Origin of the sequence: Oceanobacter sp. 3_MG-2023 (genome assembly GCF_030688925.1) — a bacterium.
Lineage (GTDB): Bacteria > Pseudomonadota > Gammaproteobacteria > Pseudomonadales > Oceanobacteraceae > Oceanobacter.
Genome location: NZ_JAUYVX010000008.1, coordinates 142,247 through 158,159, shown reverse-complemented (window position 1 = coordinate 158,159; position 15,913 = coordinate 142,247). Strand labels below are relative to the sequence as shown.

Genomic DNA, 15,913 nt, shown 5'->3' with positions numbered 1-15,913 from the left:
GTGTCTGATACCGACAACGGCCGCCTCAGGAGATTGTATGCTGACAGTCACAAACCCGACCACCGGGATGGTGCTGGAAACTTATGCCACCCATACCCCGGATGAGATGAACCAGTGCATCGAGCTGGTGGCCAGTGCGTATCACGATTGGGGCAGTGCCCGACAGAGCCTGCGCAGCAAGGTCATGCTGGGCGTGGCGGCCAAGCTGCGCGAGCGTAAGCAGGCGTTGGCCGAAATGATGGCGCTGGAAATGGGCAAGCCGATTCTGGAAGGGGTGGCCGAGGTCGAAAAAGCCGCCTGGTGTACCGAACACTATGCGGAGCAGGCCGAAACCTACCTCAACAGTGAATCGATTGAGTCGGATGCGACACAAAGTTATGTCACCTATCAGCCGCTGGGAGCGGTGTTGGGGATTCTGCCCTGGAATGCTCCGTTGTGGCTGGCTTTTCGTTTTTTGGCTCCGGCGCTGATGGCCGGTAACACCTGTGTTATGAAACACGACCCGAACGTACAAGGTTGTGCCCGACTGATCGAAACCATTTTTGACGACGTTTGTGCGGTGAACAAGGTACCTGCGCATATTATGGTGAACCTGACCTTGGCCACCGAACAGATCGAAACAGCGATTCGTCACCCGGCAATTCAGGCGGTGTCCTTTACCGGCTCCAGTGCCGCCGGTGCCCAGGTTGCCAGCATTGCCGCCGCGGAAATCAAACCGGCGGTGCTTGAGCTGGGCGGCTCCGATCCTTGTATCGTGATGGCTGATGCTGATCTCGACAAGGCGGCCGATATTGTGGTGCTGTCGCGTATGATTAATGCTGGCCAGTCTTGTATTGCCGCCAAACGGATACTGGTCGAAGCACCGATATACGATGAATTTATCGACAAGCTCGCCAGCCGGATGGACAAGCTGGTGATTGGCGATCCATTGCTGGACGATACCCAGGTTGGCCCGATCGCCCGGCAGAATTTGCTAACCAATCTGCATCGCCAGGTCAGCGATACTATCAATGCGGGTGCCCGTTGCCTGTTGGGTGGCGAGCCGCTTAATCGACCCGGTTTCTATTACCCGCCAACATTGCTGGTGGATGTGCAGCCGGGCATGGTGGCGTTTGAAGAAGAAACCTTCGGGCCGGTGATGGCGGTGATGAAGGTCGACGATTTTGAACACGCCATCAAGATTGCCAATGCAACAGACTACGGCCTGGGAGCCAGTATCTGGACCAACACCCCGCGTCAGAAACGTCAGGCCATCTTGCGTTTGCAAGCCGGGCAGGTGGCGATCAACGGAATTGTTAAAACCGACCCACGGCTGCCTTCCGGTGGCATCAAGAAGTCCGGTTATGGCCGCGAGTTGGGGCCACATGGCATCCGGGAATTCACCAATGCCAAGCAAGTCTGGATTGGCTGAGGGGTTTTGTTAGCGAGTTGTTGATAGTGCCCGGCACCTCTCTCCATATATTGCTCGACCTCAAACCGGCTCCTGACCCTGTCTCGAGCCGGTTTTTGATGGCACTCAATGGGTTATCCGCCGTTTAAGCATGGTAACGGCGTCCTGTTTCTGGCTGAATGGCGGCTTATCAGATATGCCCAGCGGTTTTGGGTATGTCGGTCCGACGGGTTATGCAGGAGTGAACGGGTGTCTTATATTGACGACTCGCTGTCTAAAGGCGAAACCATCTATCGAGTGTTCGAATTTCACTGGATCATCCGGTTCTTCCTGGTGCTGCATGTGATTCTGTGCGTTACCCTTATCTGGATTCCGGTGGCCTTGTATTACTGGTTGACCTGGCGCTGTACCGAGCAGGGTGTCACCAACAAACGAGTGATTCACAAGAGCGGCATTATTGCCCGCAAAACCGATGAAATGAAACTCGGGGCCATTGAAGCCATCGAGATCAATCAAGGTATCTGGGGACGTATCTTGGGGTTCGGCACGTTAACGATCTACGGGCGTGGCGATGGGGATGTTGTGATGAAATGGATGGCTCGGCCCGTGCAGGCCAAGCGTGATATTGAAAGTGCCGATTACCCGGTCTCTGCCACCGAGTCAGACTGACCGGGTGTTACTCCGGCATGGTGTGTTGCCCGGTGGTTTGCGGGGCTGCATGCGCCGCCTCTGAATGAGGCATCGTCACGGGCTGCGAGCTGAACCGGTTCAGGGTGATCGGCTCGTTGGCCAGATCAAAAAATACCGAACTCATGATGTTGTGATTGTTGTTTACCCAGTTTTCATGTTGATGGGTATTAAGGGAAATCGCGACCTGATTGACGCCGTCTTGCAACAGGCTGGCCGGGATATGGATATCCGGGCCATAGAGTCGTTGCACTTTATGGGTGTTCACAAAGACGTGGGCATGGCCTTGCAGAATCCCCTCGGCATTTTGATAACCGGCGGTGGTGACCATGTCTGGAGCGCCAAGCTCATAATGTTTGACCTTGACGTGTACGTTGACGCCATCCATCGCGTCCCGGAATACCTGGATTTCTATTTGCGGAACCGGTGCATCTGCCAGAATATTGCGGCTGGCATGCATGTGCATCTCTTTTGCGGCATTGGCCGAGCCGGTCAGACCCAACAGCAGCGCTGCCAGCAGTAAGCGTTTGTGGTTGCGATTCACCGTCGATCACCTGTTATGCAAATCATTTATGAGTCAGGCCAGCAGTCCCCGCAATACGGCGTCATGCCAGCCTTGCGGATTTCATCATTATCGGCCGGGAGGCAGGTCCGTTGGCAGGTCGGTGCTGCTGGTGGTGCAACTGGCCACGGCATTGTCGTGTAGTTCGCCCGCATATTGTGGGCCGAGAATATAGGGGAAGGCCGCTTTGATGGTGCCTTCGTCGTCCATGGTAATCGTGATGTGGTAGTGGTAACCGTGCTCGTCATCGGTATGGCCGTTGTGCTGGTCGAGATATTCCCCGCCCTGGTCCGTCAACGAACTGTCCCAATAATAGTCTTCAAAATAGAAGCCGTTGACGGCAACAAATTCGTTGTCTGATAGCGAGGTGACGACGTCATCAAAGTCCGGGCCGGGGTAATCAACGTCAACCGTGCCTTGTGTGGTGTCGTACTGATCGACCAGGACGCAACTGCGAGCGCCATCGGAGCAACCCGTGTTGGCATCGTCATAGTCGCGGGTGACCCAACTGCTGACTGCCAGCACGCCATCGTCTTCCCAGGGGCCATAAATGGGATAACCATCGGCGGCATAACCCCAGATGGGGGAGTGGCCGCTGCCATCATCACCCAACAGCTCAGCCAGGCAGGAAGAATACAGATGGTGGTGATAATCGGTGCCCGCGGCATGGCCGCCACACATATCGATGTCATACACTTCGGCTTCTGGTGCCAGGTTGGACCAGACACCTTCTTCGTTGTAGGTAAAGCCATCTTCCCAGTTAAAAATGGAAGCGCCGTTGACCATGATGCCGATCTTGTCGAGGCCGCTGTCGCATTCTTCCGTGGCGGCGGATGGCTCGACGGGCACATAGACGGTGCGTTCATCCTGGGTGGGACATTCCGGTCCTGGGGGCCAGTAGCCAAAGCCGTAATCCATGGAGCAATTGTCGTTGCTGTCGTAGCCGATGTCTTCACCAAAGGCGATCACGTCGCCGACGGCAACGGTTGGTTCTCCGGTGACAAAGTCAGTGTCGGCCTTGGGACGGCTGTTCAGTGTGTCGAGGATGTCCTGCGTGATGGTGACGCTGTAATCGGGAATCCCCTGCGAGTTGACGACGACGTAATCTTCCCCGTCCACGGTTGTTTCCGTCACGGATTGAACGTTGACTTCCACACCCAGGCCGGTTTCGGAACTCAGAATATGTGCGGATACTGCCCCGGTTTCATTCAGGAGCCATACTGAGTCCGAGTCCGAGTCCGAGTCCGAGTCCGAGTCCGAGTCCGAGTCCGAGTCCGATACATCACTGCTTGAACTGTCATCCGAAGTGCTATCGCCAGAAGCACTGCCGCCACAGGCGGTCAGGTTGGCAGCCGCAAAAGCCAACAGTAATGCGCTTAATAACGGTGTTATACGGTTGGTTTCCATAGTGCAGTGATCCGGGTCATAAAGTAGGCAGTCAGTGTAGCGATCGCAATGCAAAGTAATGGTGGGTGTTCGGTAAGGATTTGAAAATATAGGCTGGTTTTATGGAACTTCACCTGTCATTCGCGCAAGCGGCAACAGGTTACGTGTTTCCTGGGCTGACTGGCCGTCGCATGACGGCGGCCAGTCAGGGTTTATACGCTCCAGAATGGCAGGGGCGCTGGCAGGTCTCATGCCATTCCATGAAATGAAACCATGATGCCAGCTGGTTAATCCCGCCGGTATCCGCAGCGGCGGGCTCTTAGTTCGAAGCCATATGAGCGCGGTATTCTTGCTGCCGTTCCAGCATCCAGCCCGGGTATTCTTCCGGCAAGCGGCTGACGGCGTCCAGCAAGGCCAACTGATCGGTCGTTAGATGCACCTGGGTGGCCGCGATATTATCGGTCAGCTGATCGATGCGTTTGGCACCCACAATAACACTGGTTACGGCCGACTGATGGAGCAACCAGGCCAGGGCAATCCGGGCGATACTGGTTTGTTGCTCCGCCGCGATACCAGCCATAACGGCAATCACCTCACTGCCCCGTTCACGGTTTACCGGAGGGAAGTCAAGTTTGGTGCGGCGACTGTCTGCCGATGCCTCCGGGCCTTCGTATTTGCCCGACAGATAGCCACCGGCCAGCGGACTCCAGACCATCAAACCAATCTGTTCCGACTGCAGCATCGGTATGACCTCGCGTTCGAGATCCCGGCTGACCAGCGTGTAATGGGCTTGCAGTGAGATAATTGGGCACAGCTGGCGCGCTTCGGCAATCCCGACCGCCTTGACCACCTGCCAGGCGGCCCAGTTCGACAAGCCGATGTAATTCACCAGCCCCTGTTGTACCAGAGTGTTCAGGGCTTCGAGGGTTTCCCGGATCGGGGTGGCCTTATCAAACCCATGAATCTGGTAAAGATCGATATGGTCCAGTTGCAGGCGCTGCAGGCTGGCCTGGCATTGACTCATAATATGGCCACGGGAGGCGCCACGGGTATTCGGGCTGGCAGCCATGGGGCCGAGTACCTTGGTGGCGATAACCACTTCATCGCGTTTTACGTCCAGATTTTTGAGCGCCTGACCTAACAGGCGTTCACTGGCACCTCCGCCATACATGTTGGCAGTATCGATAAAGTTAATGCCCGCAGCCAGCGCCGCGGCCACCAGTTCATCCACCTGTTGCTGTTGCAGCTGACCGATCATGCCCCAGATGCCATCGCTGCCACCAAAGGTCATGGTGCCGAGGCACAACTCCGAAACAAACAAGCCGGAGTGACCCAGCTGGCGCATCCGCATAGTGCCCGGAGCCGTGGCTGAGTGGGTGATGTTCGGGGGTGCGCCAGCAGTGACGTTGGGGCTTGTGTTAGGGCTTGTGTTGGGGGTAACAGGAGAAGAGCTCGACATAACAGCGTACCTCGGGAGTGCATCATTGACGATTGGCTGGCGATGTCGTTGTCTGAATTCGCTAGCCAGGACAGAAGGCCATGCTATGGCCAGCGGGCGGAAAAACCGCTGGCAGAAACTCGCAGACTCTTGCCTGATCCTCTCAAATGACAAGCGGGAGCTACTTTTTAATGGCTGTCGGGGTACAGTGATTCACGTGGCCAATCTGCTGCGCCCGGTATACACCGGTTGCCTGGCGGCGGCCGTTACGCTGACAGAAGCGAAGGAAGATCGATATGAAAACACCATCCGCAAACCCGTTATGCCAGGCGTCAGCGCAGGCAGACCAGGGGGTTCCTGCTCAGGCCGGTCAGATGGCTCATCAGCAAGCCATGCCCTCTGCATCGCTCGATGCGTTGACCGCGTTGGCCGAACGGCAATGGCATCGCCATGGACAGGAGAACGCCATCGATGGCTTGCGACTGACCCGAGCCACCGAGCCCAGCGGGACGATGCGCGCCATTTATCCGACGTCCTTTTGTGTGGTGCTGCAGGGAAGCAAGCTCAGTGAGCTGGCAGACACCCGATTCCATTACCGGCAGGGACAATGCCTGTTGGCATCGGTGAATGTACCGGTCAATTCCCGGATCATGGAGGCCAGTCCCGACTGTCCGTATGTGGCTTTCAGTGTCGCGCTTGACCCGGAAATGGTGGCGGAGTTATTGCTGCACGCCCCGGCGTCGGCATTAGCGACTGCGCCACGACAAGCTCCGTGCCCGCCACTGGCTGAACGGCCGTCGGCCTTGTCGACGGCGGCATTACCCACCGGCCTTATCGATCCCTTGCTGCGTTTATTGCAGTTATTGGATCAGCCGCAAGACCTGGCGGTGCTGGAGCCTCTGTTGCGGCGGGAAATCTGCTGGCGTTTGTTACGCTCTCCAATGGGGGCGGCATTGCAACAAATCGGTATGGAAGATAGCGATACCGCGCGGATTGGTCGGGTAACGGCCTGGATGCGCAGCCATTATCAGCAAGGGTTCAAAGTCGCCGATCTGGCTGCCATGGCCAGCATGAGCCCGGCGTCGTTCCATCGTCATTTCAAGGCGATTACCCAATTCACACCGGTCCAGTTCCAGAAGCAGATACGGCTGCAAGCGGCCCGGCGGCTGTTACTGACCGATCATGAAGTGGCCAGTGTCGGGTATCGGGTCGGATACGAAAGTCCGTCGCAATTCAGCCGCGACTATCACAAGGTCTTTGGTGCGCCTCCAGGCCGGGACAAGGCCAAGCTGCGCTCCAGTCTGGTGCTGGAAAGTATCGATTAGCGTCGGCCGGTTGTATCGGGACACGACAATAACGCGGCAGTGTCTGCTTATTGGTGGACCGACTGGTATGCTTCCCAGTCATGACAAGGCGGGCAACTGCATGGCCGCTGTTGTCTGACACTAATCCATCGTAAGGAAGCGCCTGTGCAAAAAGTAGCGATATTTGTGGATGTGCAAAACGTGTACTACACCACCCGTGGTACGTTTCGGCGTCATTTCGATTACAACCGCTTCTGGGCGCGCGCGACGGCAGGGCGGGATGTGGTGAAAGCCTTTGCTTATGCCACTGATCGTGGCGACCAGAAACAGCGGGAATTCCAGAATATCCTGCGGGCGATCGGTTTTGAGGTAAGACTGAAGCCCTTTATTCAACGGGCCGATGGTTCGGCCAAAGGCGATTGGGATGTAGGCATCACCATTGATGCGTTGGAATATGGCGAGCAGGCCGATGTGGTGGTGCTGGTTTCCGGGGACGGTGATTTTGATTTGCTGGCCAATAAGCTGAGAGTGGGCAGGGGTAAACGAGTGGAGGTGTACGGGGTGGCAAAACTGACGGCATCGTCACTGATCCATGCGGCCAGCGAGTATTTTCCAATCGATGGTGATCTGTTGCTGGGCTAAGCGGTTTTTATGTGACGGAGTAGCGCAGTGCGAGCTTCCTTGCCCGCACTGCACTTCTTGCTACTGTTTACATATGTACCTTGATCAGAGCGCTGACGGTATTTTCGTCAAATTCGCTGCTGTATTTGTTGTGCCATGCGCTGTACTCAAGACCCAGCTTGATCTTGTTGTCGTAACCCAGCATCGGACCAACGTTATAGGTCAGCTGCGGGTTGAAGTTGAAGCTGGCTTTGTGATCATCACTACCGGTTGAATAGTCGATGTAGCCACCCAGTTCAACCTGGCCCCAGGATGCACCATAGGTCAGAGTGATCTGGTGATCGTCGTCCAGACCATTGTCGTTCATGCTGTAAAAATACGTGACGCTGGCGAAGTTCATGCCTGGAATCGCCAGGTCGGCACCAATACCGTACAGGTAGTTATCCTGACTGAAGCCGGATGAGGTTGAACCGGATTCCAGCGTAAAGGCCAGGTTGATGTTTTTAACGATGCCATCGTCAAACTTGGTGACGAAGAACTTGGGTGAGAACTCGCTGTAGCTGGCGCGGAAGTTATTGTCACCCTGGTCACGGTCGAGGAAGAAGAACAGGCCACCCCAGCTGTAACCCGACACGTGCTCAACGGTGTAGGTGTTCAGAGCGTAGTCCTTGTCGGTTTGTGGCCAGTCGTTGGAATCAATTTTGAAATCACCACCAACCAGTACAGAGATGCTGTTATCAGCAAAATAACGCTCGGCATGTGCTGCAGGAATGGTTGCTACGGCGACAACGGCCAGGGCTAGAAGTTGTTTTTTCATCACACTCTCTCTTTCAGATTAATAATTCAGGAAATCGTCTGGCTGACTTCAAAGGCCTGTGAGCCTCCTGATGCAGCATTATGTCGCCGGCCTATAACTTGACCGTTCGGACAGCAATTGATGAAAAGCAAAATCCTGACCAACTGGCCAGAAATAACCGTTTTAATTTCAAATGACCGTTTTATCGGCACTAAGGGAGGAAATATGAGGTGTTAAGGGCGCGATATCCGATTCAGCGGTTGCGCTAATGCTTGGCGATAGTGCGCTGAATGGACCAGTAGGCACCTAAATGTTGCAGGCAGAATAAGGTTGAATCAGGCCAACCTGGTCTTGTCGGGAAGAGTGTGCTGGCCGAACCGAGAAGATCTGGTCGCCACCTGTTTGTCACATGGGGCGACCAGTAATGATGGCTGGCTTGGATACGGGCTTGGGTACGTTATGTGCGATCAGCCAGAGGCGTCGAGAAGGTGTACTCCATATCCCAGGGGAAACGAATCCAGGTATCCTGGCTCACCTCGGTAATAAAAGTATCTACCAGAGGGACACCGGCGGGTTTGGCGTACAGCGTGGCAAAATGTGCTTTCGGCAGCATTTCCCGTACACAACGAGCAGTTTTGCCGGTATCGACCAAATCGTCGATCAACAGCATGCCGTCGCCATCTCCCTCGACACCCTTGAGGATTTGCAACTCGCCCTGTACCGATTGCACCGAGGAATCCCCGGTACTTTTATAACTGGTGACACACACGGTATCGATCAGGCGAATGTCCATCTCTCGTGCCAGAATCGCTGCCGGAACCAGACCGCCACGGGTAATAACAATCAACCCTTTCCAGGGGCCTTTGTCTAACAGCCGCAAGGAAAGCGTGCGCGCATTGCGATGCAGCTCTTCCCAGCTGACGGGGTAATCCATGGAGTACGTGTGATCGGACATGAGCAGGAACCTGTGAATAAAATGAAAAACTGACCGGGCGGTCACTTTATTCGGAGGTGCGAGCAGGATCAAGCCCCGGTTTTCCTGGCAATACAGAGAATGTCGGCTTGGCCAGTGGGGATCAAGAGCCATTACACAATAAAGATCCGGGGCCGTTCTGCTCTTTTATGGCGCTGTGATGCGTCGCCCCAAAACACGCCACTAATCCCTGATCCGTCCCCAGCCAATAGCAAGCTGCTCTGCAATGGCCGTGGCGTCGGCTTGCAGGCCGTCAAAACGAGTGACTCCCTGTAGCCAGCGGGTAATGACTTCCGGGTGCTGGTTCAGCCACATATAAATGGCCCGGTCCAGCGGTACGAAGTAGTTGCTGACCTGATCCATGATCTGTTCCTGCTCGCTGGCCTCGAAGGTCAGGTTGCGGAAGAAGCGGCCGAGATTGGGGCAGCGGGCAGTCAGGCCATCGCGAACATTGGTATTAATAGTGGCGTGACCATAATCCTTGCCAAAGTATTCTTCACCGCCAGACAGGTAACGAATGGAAAAATTCTGGTTCATGGGGTGGGGTGTCCAGGCCAGAAAGGCGATCCATTCACCCTTGCGAATACGGCCTTTGACCTGTGCCAGCATCAGCAGCTCTGAAGTTTCAATCAGTTTGAACGATTGCAGCTGGTAAGCGTTGGAATCAATCATGTTTTGTACCGAGATATTGCCACTGCTGCCCTTGCCGCTGCCATAAATCCGCCAGTCGAACTTGTCACCGTGTTGGGCCAGGTCGGCAAAACTGCGTATTCCCTGGTCGTAAACATAGTCCGGCACAGCCAGGGTGTAACGGCCCTCGTCGAGGTTGGTTGTCAGGGTTTTTATCGATCCGCGTTGCAGATACGGTGCGGCCACGTGACGTTGTGCCGGTATCCAGTAGCCCATAAAAACATCAACCTGATCCTTGTCCATGCCTTTGTAAACATCCTGCAGGGAAGGCATTCGGGTAATGCTGGCATCGTATCCGAGCTTGTTCAGCAGGATGCTGGCGGTGGCTGTGGCGACCCGCAAATCGGTCCAGTCCACTTCTCCCAGCGTGGGGGTTTTGCAGCTTGCTGGTTCTGCCATGGCGGGATGTGCCAGGAACAGTAGCAATAATAAAGCAGTCGAAAAGTGTTTCATCTTGATGGGCACCCAAAGAAAGAGAGCGACAATGGTCAGTGTCCGACCCGGACAAGGGATGGACAGATGACGTCATTCGGTGCGGTCATTATCAAAAGGGCAGAAGGTGGATGATGGTGTCTCAGCGTCATCTTGTGACGCTTTGGCTTTATTTGGGGGAGTCATGATGGATATGTATTGAAACTATGATCGGTTTGGCGCAAGCCGGATAAATGTACCCAAACCGGTCAATTGGTTGTACTGCCACTGCTTGGTATTCGATGATCTTTTATGTGTATGTATTATGGTATACCGTAATACAGATCAATCCACAGAAGAGTGGATTTCGTGAACAAAACAAAACCTGAACTCCCAAAAAGGTTACGTAGTATGAAATTTTCCCTGTTCCTGCAAATGGAGCGTTATAGCCCTGACAAAACGCATCAGGAGCTGCTGAATGAGCTGGTTGAGCTGGTTCAGATCGCTGAACAAGGTGGTATGGAAACGGTCTGGGTCGGTGAGCATCACTCAATGGAATTCACCATTGGCCCTAACCCATTGAGTTTTCTGGCGTATCTGGCGCCTCAGACTTCCACGATCCGGCTGGGTCTGGGAACCGTTATTGCGCCTTTCTGGCATCCGATAAAACTGGCAGGCGAAGCGGCGCTGGTGGATCAAATGTCCTGCGGACGGCTGGAGTTCGGTATTGCCCGTGGTGCCTACCAGTGTGAATTTGATCGAATGGCTGGTGGTATACCAGCCGCTGATGGTGCGCGTTATTTGCGTGAAATGCTGCCGATCTTGCCCAAGCTGTGGCAGGGAGATTATGCCCATGATGGTGAGTGCTGGCAGTTCCCGACCTCAACATCAGTACCGAAACCGCTGCAGTCCGGTGGGCCGCCGATGTGGGTGGCTGCACGGGAGCAGGCGTCACATGATTTTGCCATTGCAAACAACTGCAACGTTATGGTGACGCCGCTGTTCAAGTCCGATGCTGAAGTGGGTTCCCTGATGGACAAGTTTGAAACTGCTTGTGCCAAACACCCGGAAAAAGCACGGCCCAAGATTATGTGTCTGCGTCATACCTATGTCCATGAAGATCCAGAAGACTGGCGTGTTGGGGTAGAAGGCATTCGTCGCTGGTACTCCTACTTCCAGGGCTGGGCACGTAATGACCAGCAACCGGTGAGTGGCTTCTGTCATCCGATTTCGGCAGACGAGCTGGAGGCGTTCGAGGCCTTGGCGCCAGAGCAGTTGCGCAACAATCTGGTGATTGGTACACCAGCAGAGGTGGTTGAACGGCTGAAATATTACGAAGCCAGTGGTTTGACGGAATACAGTTTCTGGAGTGATAACAGCCTGAGTCATGAGCAGAAAAAGGAATCCCTGCAATTGTTTATTAATCAGGTCATGCCTTCGTTCTGATTGTCAGGGTTATCCGAAATCAATAAATCATGGTATACCATGATTTATTTGGTTTTATTTTTGTCTGAAATGTTGTGATTTTATTGGATATTTTTGTGTTATCGCAAAGATAGGGTAATCCTGTTTTTCGATGGTGCTGGATCACTGGTAAATAAAAGATTGCCAGCGGTTCAGTGCGCCTGCCCCAGTTCTTGCCGGTCTCCCGCTTCTTTTCTTTTTGATGTGTTTTTTAGTTGGTTGCTTTGTCGTTATGACGATCAGCTGAGTGATGCTGCAGCGGTTGTCCTGCCTGCTCATCACTCGATTTGCTGGCGCTCAAATCACGATGGGCGTGCGGGCAGGGCTGACGCCGAAATGGGATTTGTACAATTTGCAGAAATGCGAGACGGAGTTGAAACCGCAGGAATAGGCGACGTCGGTGACAGATGAGTGATTCTGTTGCAGGTGTTCGCGGGCGGTTTCAAGGCGCAGGCAAGTATAGTACTTGCCTGGCGTCTGGTTGAAATGCGTCTGGAATAATCGCTCCAGCTGGCGTACCGACAGACAGGCCGCCCGGGATAGTTGATGGCGGTCTAATGGCTGGTCGATATGCTTGCGCATCTCGGCCAAGGCCCGCTGCAAGCGGCTATCCTGGCTGTGGGCCGGGATATTGCCTTGCTGTAGCTGTTGTATCACCTGATCCCCCTGATCGGCCGACAGGTCTGACATACACAGGGTGATCATCAATTCATCCAGTGCCTCTCGGCTGGCGTGGCGATGAAACAGGTAGGCACTGGCATGGTAGTAGTCGGCGCCAATCCAGACCAGTGTGTCATTTAACGGCATGGGCAGACGGGCGATTTCCTGATCATGCTCCGGGCTGGAGTGGCCACTGAGTACCAGCAGGTTGCCTTGCTGACGCTGTTGATGATTCAGGCTGGGTAATGCCGTAATCATCAGTCCGGCATCCGAGCGAACCAGGTCGCCGGATAACGAACAAATCGACCAGCTTATATGATGGGGCGTCACTCCCTGGCAGGCAGTAAGCCATTCATTAATACGCCCCAGATCGGCTAGCCTGAATCCCGGGCGTAACAAAACAGTAAGGTTGTTCAAACACGGTTGTCTGGTGGTTTCTATTGGCATGGATATCACCTGAAGCATGTGTCGGCTGTTATTTTCTTGTGTCATTTAAAAGCATGTGTATTATGGTATACCATGTTTCATTGAAACGAAAACAATCCATTAAATATACAGTTTTTGAAAATACGTTCTGTAGCGAGGAGTCACTCGATGAGCTTTGAAATACGCAAGATGATTACTACGATTGAAGAAACGTTTATTGAAGGTGGCAAAGCGGCAGAGCAGCCGGTCACCATGGTCGGTGTCGCGGCAATTATTCGTAACCCGTGGGCTGGCCGTGGTTTTGTTGAAGACCTGAGCCCGGAAATCAAGGCGCACTGTTCTGACCTGGGTGCGTTGATCGTGGAATACGTCAGCCGTGCCATCGGTGGCGCGGATAAAATTGAAGCGTATGGCAAGGCTGCCGTTGTCGGCATGGATGGTGAAATCGAACACGCCTCGGCCGTGGTGCATACGTTGCGGTTTGGCAATCACTACCGTAACGCCGTGAATGCACAGAGCTATCTGGCCTTCACCAACAAGCGCGGTGGCCCGGGTACTTCTATCCAGATTCCAATGATGCACAAGGATGATGCTGGCTTCCGCTCGCATTACATCACCATGGAAATGTCGATTGAAGATGCGCCGGCAGCCAACGAGCTGGTGATCTGTCTGGGTGGTTCTACCGCTGGGCGTCTGCACCCTCGTATTGGTAACCGCTACCAGGATCTGAAAGATCTGGAGCAAGAAGCCACTCTCGCTAACCAGTAAGCAAGGACACGACTCATGACAACCAAGCTGACAGGCAAAACTCCGGACGGCACGGCCTATCAGGTCTGCGGTAACGGTGACGCGGTTGTGCTGATTCATGGCGTCGGGCTGGACCAGTCAATCTGGAACGCTCAGGTGCAAGGGTTGGCGCAGCACTACCAGGTCATTACCTACGATATGTTGGGGCATGGGCACAGTCCGTTGCCGCCCAAAGTGGCCTCGTTGGATGACTACGCCGGGCAATTGCAGCGGTTGCTGCAACACTTGGACTGCGGGCCGGTGCATCTGATCGGCTTTTCCATGGGCGGGCTGGTAGCGCGGGTATTTGCGATTCAGCAGCCGCAGCTATTACGCTCGCTGGTGATCATGGGGAGTGTGTTTGACCGTACAGAAGACGCCCGGCAGGCAATTCTGGCTCGTACACTGGATGTGGCCAGGCATGGACCTGAAGCCAATATCGATGCTGCGCTGGAGCGCTGGTTCAGCCCGGAATACCGGGCTGCCAACACTGCCCGGATACAGGGAATCCGGGATCTGGTCTGTGCCAACAACCCGGAGGGTTATTTGCGTGCCTATCGCCTGTTCGCCGGTAGTGACAATTACCTGGCTGACCGGCTGATTGATATCCGGGTACCGACACTGGTGATGGCCGGTGAGCTGGACCCCGGCTCAACCCCGGAAATGGCCCAGAAACTGGCTTGCCAGATACCTTCTGCCCGCTGCCAGATTATGGCCGGGCAACGGCACATGATGGCAATGGAATCCCCGCAACTGATTAATCACGCCTTGCAGCTGTTTCTTGGCAGCTGTAACAGTACTTGTCCTGCTACCTCATCGGAGACCTGTCTGTGAATTTGACTCCTTACCAGATGTACATTAATGGCCGTTATTGTGAAGCCCAGAGCGGCAATCGCTTTGACAGCCTGACGCCGTCCACGGCACAGCCATGGGCCAGTTTTCCGGATGCCACCGAGGTGGATGCCGATATCGCCGTCACGGCGGCACATCAGGCTTTTGTCAGTCCGGCCTGGGCGGGGCTGACCGCCACAGCACGAGGCAAGCTGTTACGGACGCTGGGCGACCTGATTGCTGATCATCGTGAGCTGCTGGCGGAACTGGAAAGCCGGGAAAACGGCAAACTGATCCGCGAAACCCGTGGCCAGATGGGGTATTTGCCAGAGTTTTTCTATTATATGGCGGGGCTGGCTGACAAGATCGAAGGGCAAACCCTGCCGGTCGATAAATCCGACATGATGGCGTACACCCTGCACGAGCCAATGGGTGTCGTGGCCGCGATTGTGCCCTGGAACAGTCCGCTGTACCTGACAGCCATCAAGATGGCACCGGCGCTGGCGGCGGGGAATACCTTGGTGATCAAGCCGTCAGAACACGCCTCGGCCAGCATTGTGGCGCTGGGCAAACTGGTTGAACAAGCCGGGTTCCCGGCCGGTGTTGTGAATATTATTACCGGTTATGGCCCTTCCGCCGGTGCGGCGCTGACCTGTCATCCGCTGGTGCGCCATGTTGCCTTTACCGGTGGTGCCGCCACCGCGCGCCATGTTGTGCGCTCCAGTGCTGAAAACTTCGCTCATTTGTCGCTGGAACTGGGGGGCAAGTCGCCGCAAATCGTTTTCCCGGATGCCGATATCGACAGCGCTGTTAACGGCATTGTTGCCGGTGTGTTTGCCGCATCAGGGCAAAGTTGTGTGGCCGGTTCCCGGCTGTTGATTCACGACAGTATTTACGACGAAGTGGTCGCCAGGGTTTGCGAACGCGCCAGCCGTATCTGTATTGGTGATCCACTGGCAGAAGAGACCGAAATGGGACCGATGACGACTCTGGCCCAGCTGGATATCGCCGACAATATGGTGCAGCAGGCGATCAGCGAAGGCGCCGTCTTGCGCTACGGCGGCCAGCGGGTTGAATGTAATGGCGGCTGGTATTTCCAACCGACCTTGCTGGAATGTGACTCATCGTCGAACAGCCTGATGCAGGAAGAAGTGTTTGGTCCGGTCACGGCAGCAATTCGTTTTCATACAGAAGCTGAAGCACTGGCGCTGGCCAACGACACCCGTTACGGCCTGGCGGCGGGTATCTGGACGCGGGATATCGCCCGCGCCCATCGACTCTCCAAGGCCGTCCGCAGCGGCATTATCTGGGTGAATACCTATCGGGTGGTGTCCGCCATGGCACCGATTGGTGGTTTTGGTGACAGCGGTTACGGGCGCGAGGGCGGTATCGAAGCCGTGCTTTCCTATACCGAGAAAAAAACCGTCTGGGTCAACCTCTCCAGCGAGCCAATGAGCGACCCCTTTGTGATGCGTTGAGGAGCAGCAA

The 15,913-nt window shown here is 54.9% G+C and carries 15 protein-coding genes; 8 read left to right on the top strand and 7 right to left on the bottom strand.

The genetic code is table 11. The features are described from left to right. The first annotated feature begins 37 nt into the window (after window positions 1-37). Together Q8W32_RS09395 and Q8W32_RS09390 are read left to right on the top strand one after the other, a co-directional pair. Complete coding sequence (locus tag Q8W32_RS09395; RefSeq protein WP_305414680.1) at window positions 38-1,411, top strand: NAD-dependent succinate-semialdehyde dehydrogenase; 1,374 nt, start codon at window positions 38-40, stop codon at window positions 1,409-1,411. 228 nt (window positions 1,412-1,639) lie between these two features. Beyond that, complete coding sequence (locus Q8W32_RS09390; protein WP_305414678.1) at window positions 1,640-2,059, top strand: PH domain-containing protein; 420 nt, start codon at window positions 1,640-1,642, stop codon at window positions 2,057-2,059. 7 nt (window positions 2,060-2,066) lie between these two features. Here the strand turns inward: Q8W32_RS09390 and Q8W32_RS09385 are convergent, their stop codons facing one another. From Q8W32_RS09385 to Q8W32_RS09375, 3 genes are all read right to left on the bottom strand, one after another. Then, complete coding sequence (locus Q8W32_RS09385) at window positions 2,067-2,621, bottom strand: hypothetical protein (RefSeq protein ID WP_305414676.1); 555 nt, start codon at window positions 2,619-2,621, stop codon at window positions 2,067-2,069. An 87-nt stretch (window positions 2,622-2,708) separates the two neighbouring features. Further along, the gene (locus Q8W32_RS09380; protein WP_305414674.1) at window positions 2,709-4,046 is read right to left on the bottom strand and encodes a YHYH protein; all 1,338 of its coding nucleotides are present in this window, start codon (window positions 4,044-4,046) and stop codon (window positions 2,709-2,711) included. Window positions 4,047-4,344: 298 nt separating this feature from the next. Next, a complete protein-coding gene (locus tag Q8W32_RS09375; RefSeq protein ID WP_305414672.1) occupies window positions 4,345-5,484 on the bottom strand; it encodes an aldo/keto reductase in 1,140 nt (379 codons plus the stop codon). Between the two features lie 275 nt (window positions 5,485-5,759). Here Q8W32_RS09375 and Q8W32_RS09370 point away from each other — a divergent pair, with 275 nt between their 5' ends. After that, entirely contained in the window at window positions 5,760-6,788 is a 1,029-nt protein-coding gene (locus Q8W32_RS09370) for an AraC family transcriptional regulator (RefSeq protein ID WP_305414671.1), read from the top strand. Between the two features lie 144 nt (window positions 6,789-6,932). After that, window positions 6,933-7,409 carry an NYN domain-containing protein gene (locus tag Q8W32_RS09365; protein WP_303434179.1) on the top strand — a complete coding sequence of 159 codons (477 nt, stop codon included), beginning with the start codon at window positions 6,933-6,935 and terminating at the stop codon, window positions 7,407-7,409. 67 nt (window positions 7,410-7,476) lie between these two features. Here the strand turns inward: Q8W32_RS09365 and Q8W32_RS09360 are convergent, their stop codons facing one another. The 3 genes from Q8W32_RS09360 to Q8W32_RS09350 form a co-directional block, all read right to left on the bottom strand. Then, window positions 7,477-8,205 (bottom strand): hypothetical protein, encoded by a 729-nt coding sequence (locus Q8W32_RS09360; RefSeq protein WP_303434178.1) that lies wholly within the window; start codon window positions 8,203-8,205, stop codon window positions 7,477-7,479. 436 nt (window positions 8,206-8,641) lie between these two features. Next, on the bottom strand, window positions 8,642-9,139 hold the full coding sequence (gpt, locus tag Q8W32_RS09355; protein ID WP_303434177.1) for a xanthine phosphoribosyltransferase: 498 nt from the start codon (window positions 9,137-9,139) through the stop codon (window positions 8,642-8,644). 201 nt (window positions 9,140-9,340) lie between these two features. Then, entirely contained in the window at window positions 9,341-10,300 is a 960-nt protein-coding gene (locus Q8W32_RS09350) for a glycine betaine ABC transporter substrate-binding protein (RefSeq protein ID WP_305414669.1), read from the bottom strand. A gap of 369 nt (window positions 10,301-10,669) precedes the next feature. On the opposite strand from Q8W32_RS09350, the gene Q8W32_RS09345 reads away from it, so the two are divergent. Continuing rightward, on the top strand, window positions 10,670-11,704 hold the full coding sequence (locus Q8W32_RS09345; protein WP_305414667.1) for an LLM class flavin-dependent oxidoreductase: 1,035 nt from the start codon (window positions 10,670-10,672) through the stop codon (window positions 11,702-11,704). Between the two features lie 315 nt (window positions 11,705-12,019). On the opposite strand, the gene Q8W32_RS09340 is transcribed toward Q8W32_RS09345, so the two are convergent. After that, window positions 12,020-12,829, bottom strand: coding sequence for a helix-turn-helix domain-containing protein (locus Q8W32_RS09340; protein WP_305414665.1), 810 nt, complete (start codon window positions 12,827-12,829; stop codon window positions 12,020-12,022). 147 nt (window positions 12,830-12,976) lie between these two features. On the opposite strand from Q8W32_RS09340, the gene Q8W32_RS09335 reads away from it, so the two are divergent. The 3 genes from Q8W32_RS09335 to Q8W32_RS09325 are packed head-to-tail and all read left to right on the top strand — an operon-like array spanning window position 12,977 to window position 15,903. Next, window positions 12,977-13,576 carry an amino acid synthesis family protein gene (locus Q8W32_RS09335; RefSeq protein ID WP_303434173.1) on the top strand — a complete coding sequence of 200 codons (600 nt, stop codon included), beginning with the start codon at window positions 12,977-12,979 and terminating at the stop codon, window positions 13,574-13,576. Window positions 13,577-13,591: 15 nt separating this feature from the next. Beyond that, window positions 13,592-14,428: an alpha/beta fold hydrolase gene (locus Q8W32_RS09330; RefSeq protein WP_305414663.1), complete on the top strand. Its 837-nt coding sequence runs from the start codon at window positions 13,592-13,594 to the stop codon at window positions 14,426-14,428. Beyond that, on the top strand, window positions 14,425-15,903 hold the full coding sequence (locus Q8W32_RS09325) for an aldehyde dehydrogenase (protein WP_305414661.1): 1,479 nt from the start codon (window positions 14,425-14,427) through the stop codon (window positions 15,901-15,903). Before Q8W32_RS09330 ends, Q8W32_RS09325 begins: the two co-directional genes overlap by 4 nt. Window positions 15,904-15,913 lie beyond the last annotated feature (10 nt).

Coding starts and splice junctions, on each gene's coding strand:
- Q8W32_RS09395 (WP_305414680.1), top strand. CDS start 38: ATGCTGACAGTCACAAACCCGACCACCGGGATGGTGCTGGAAACTTAT.
- Q8W32_RS09380 (WP_305414674.1), bottom strand. CDS start 4,046: ATGGAAACCAACCGTATAACACCGTTATTAAGCGCATTACTGTTGGCT.
- Q8W32_RS09375 (WP_305414672.1), bottom strand. CDS start 5,484: ATGTCGAGCTCTTCTCCTGTTACCCCCAACACAAGCCCTAACACAAGC.
- Q8W32_RS09370 (WP_305414671.1), top strand. CDS start 5,760: ATGAAAACACCATCCGCAAACCCGTTATGCCAGGCGTCAGCGCAGGCA.
- Q8W32_RS09360 (WP_303434178.1), bottom strand. CDS start 8,205: ATGAAAAAACAACTTCTAGCCCTGGCCGTTGTCGCCGTAGCAACCATT.
- gpt (WP_303434177.1), bottom strand. CDS start 9,139: ATGTCCGATCACACGTACTCCATGGATTACCCCGTCAGCTGGGAAGAG.
- Q8W32_RS09350 (WP_305414669.1), bottom strand. CDS start 10,300: ATGAAACACTTTTCGACTGCTTTATTATTGCTACTGTTCCTGGCACAT.
- Q8W32_RS09345 (WP_305414667.1), top strand. CDS start 10,670: ATGAAATTTTCCCTGTTCCTGCAAATGGAGCGTTATAGCCCTGACAAA.
- Q8W32_RS09340 (WP_305414665.1), bottom strand. CDS start 12,829: ATGCCAATAGAAACCACCAGACAACCGTGTTTGAACAACCTTACTGTT.
- Q8W32_RS09335 (WP_303434173.1), top strand. CDS start 12,977: ATGAGCTTTGAAATACGCAAGATGATTACTACGATTGAAGAAACGTTT.
- Q8W32_RS09330 (WP_305414663.1), top strand. CDS start 13,592: ATGACAACCAAGCTGACAGGCAAAACTCCGGACGGCACGGCCTATCAG.